Origin of the sequence: Gordonia desulfuricans NBRC 100010, from assembly GCF_001485495.1 — a bacterium.
In the GTDB taxonomy this organism is placed as follows: Bacteria; Actinomycetota; Actinomycetes; order Mycobacteriales; family Mycobacteriaceae; genus Gordonia; species Gordonia desulfuricans.
In genome coordinates this window covers 1-1,886 of sequence record NZ_BCNF01000211.1, presented here as the reverse complement: position 1 = coordinate 1,886, position 1,886 = coordinate 1, and the positions used below count along the sequence as shown (strand labels likewise).

Sequence of the window (1,886 nt, the reverse complement as noted above, 5' to 3'; positions counted from 1 at the left end):
TACCGTGGCCGCGCGGACCCCGACCTCTTCGGCAATCCGGATGTTGGCGACCCCGTCCGAGGCCAGCAACAACACCCTGGCCTGCAGCACCTGCTGATGCGGAACCCGCTGGCTGCGGGTCAACCTCTCCAACGTCTCGCGCTCACCATCGGTCAACGGTAACGGTGCCGCAGCTCGCCCACTCATAAGGAGAATTGTACGCAACATGTAGACGATTATTTGCGAGACACACCACTAGGTGGAACCCAGCCAGCTGAGGATGACCTCCAGCAGCGTTGGCGGATCTGGGGGCAGAGCACCACAGTTATGAAGCATGAGGATCTCCGTTCAAGGAATGCGTGACCGCATGATCGAACCTGACGTGGGCCGGCGGGCACCGGTCCGCATCCGACGGTAGAACGATGCCTCTGACCTGACTAGAGTACTCGACTACTCGAATTCCGCTGTCGCACTGGCGCCGGCACCGATGATGACTACCGTGGCCACCATGGTCACACGCCGAGCGTTTCTCGCCGCTGCCGCCGGCCTTGCTGCCACCGGCCCGGCAACCCGTGCCATGGCGACGCCCGGTGGTGACATGGACGTGCTGTCTGCGGGCGACCCGGGATATGCGCGACTGGCATCCCGCGGCTACAACCCCCGTTTCAGGGCTACGCCGCGGGAGATCTTGGTGCCGCATCACCCGAAGGCTGTCGTCCTCGCCGCCCAGCGGGCCGTCGATGCCGGGGCACGGATCGGATTACGCTCCGGCGGACACTGTTTCGAGGATTTCGTGGACGGTCCTCAGACACGCGTCCTCATCGACCTCGAGAAGTTGGGCGGCCTCGGGTTCGACCGCGAACACAACAGTTTTTCACTCGGTGCCTCCGTAGATCTGGGTACGGTGTACCGGCGGCTTGCCCGAGGCTGGGGGGTCACGATCCCGGGTGGAACATGCCTCGGCGTCGGTGCGGCCGGGCATATCAGCGGAGGCGGATTCGGGGGGATTGTCCCGACAGTTCGGGGCAGTGGCCGACCACGTATACGGCGTCGAGGTCGTCGTCGTGGACGGCAGTGGACAGGCAAGACCGGTCCTGGCCACCCGCGACGGCCCACATCGCGACCTCTGGTGGGCACACACCGGTGGCGGCGGTGGGAACTTCGGGGTGATCACCAGATTCCTACTACGATCGGCTGGGTCCGATGGTCATGATCCACGGACCGCTCTACCCCGACCACCCGCCCGGATACGGGTGGGAAAGGTGCATCTCGCGGTGCCCACGATCAGTGCGTTCACGGCCTTCGTCGGCAACTTCCTGCGCTACTTTTCCGCTCACTCCACACCCGATTCACCTGGGTGCAGCATGTACAGCACGCTCCACGCCGGGTCACTCCACACCGGTGGTGTCCGGGTCGAGACGTACTACAACGCGGATGCACAGCACATCTACGACGAATTCGTCGCCGATCTGTCGCGCGGGGTATGGCCACCACCGGTTCCGGCACGGCCCGTCGAGGGCCCCTTCCTGGACGCCACATTGCAGTACTGCACACCTCGTGGCGCGGCGACCTCCGCGATTAAGACCAAGTCGGCCTTCATGCGTGCACCGTTCTCCGACCGACAACTGCGAACACTCCATCGATTCCTCAGCGATCCCGTCATCGTGGACGGAGGGTCGGGTATCGAACTCTTCACCGTGGGCGGGCAGATCAATGCGGTCTCACCCGCCCAGACAGCGCTCGCCGAGCGGTCCTCGATCGCAAAACTGCAGATGGTCGCGGCCTGGCCCCGGTCACATGCGGGCACCGACGAATTGGCCTGGGTTCGGAACTTCTATCGGACTCTCTACGCCGACACCGGCGGGGTCCCGAAGCCCGACGACGCCAACGGTGGCTGCTATGTCAAC

At 64.5% G+C, this 1,886-nt stretch carries 1 protein-coding gene and 2 pseudogenes; 2 read left to right on the top strand and 1 reads right to left on the bottom strand.

The window, feature by feature from the left end; all coding sequences use genetic code 11:
- A pseudogene (locus GD1_RS23875) lies at positions 1-186 on the bottom strand (hypothetical protein); the annotation flags it as partial.
- Positions 187-466: 280 nt separating this feature from the next.
- Here GD1_RS23875 and GD1_RS25810 point away from each other — a divergent pair.
- Positions 467-1,192 carry an FAD-binding protein gene (locus tag GD1_RS25810; RefSeq protein WP_083534692.1) on the top strand — a complete coding sequence of 242 codons (726 nt, stop codon included), beginning with the start codon at positions 467-469 and terminating at the stop codon, positions 1,190-1,192.
- Positions 1,193-1,253: 61 nt separating this feature from the next.
- A pseudogene (locus GD1_RS23870) lies at positions 1,254-1,886 on the top strand (FAD-binding oxidoreductase); the annotation flags it as partial.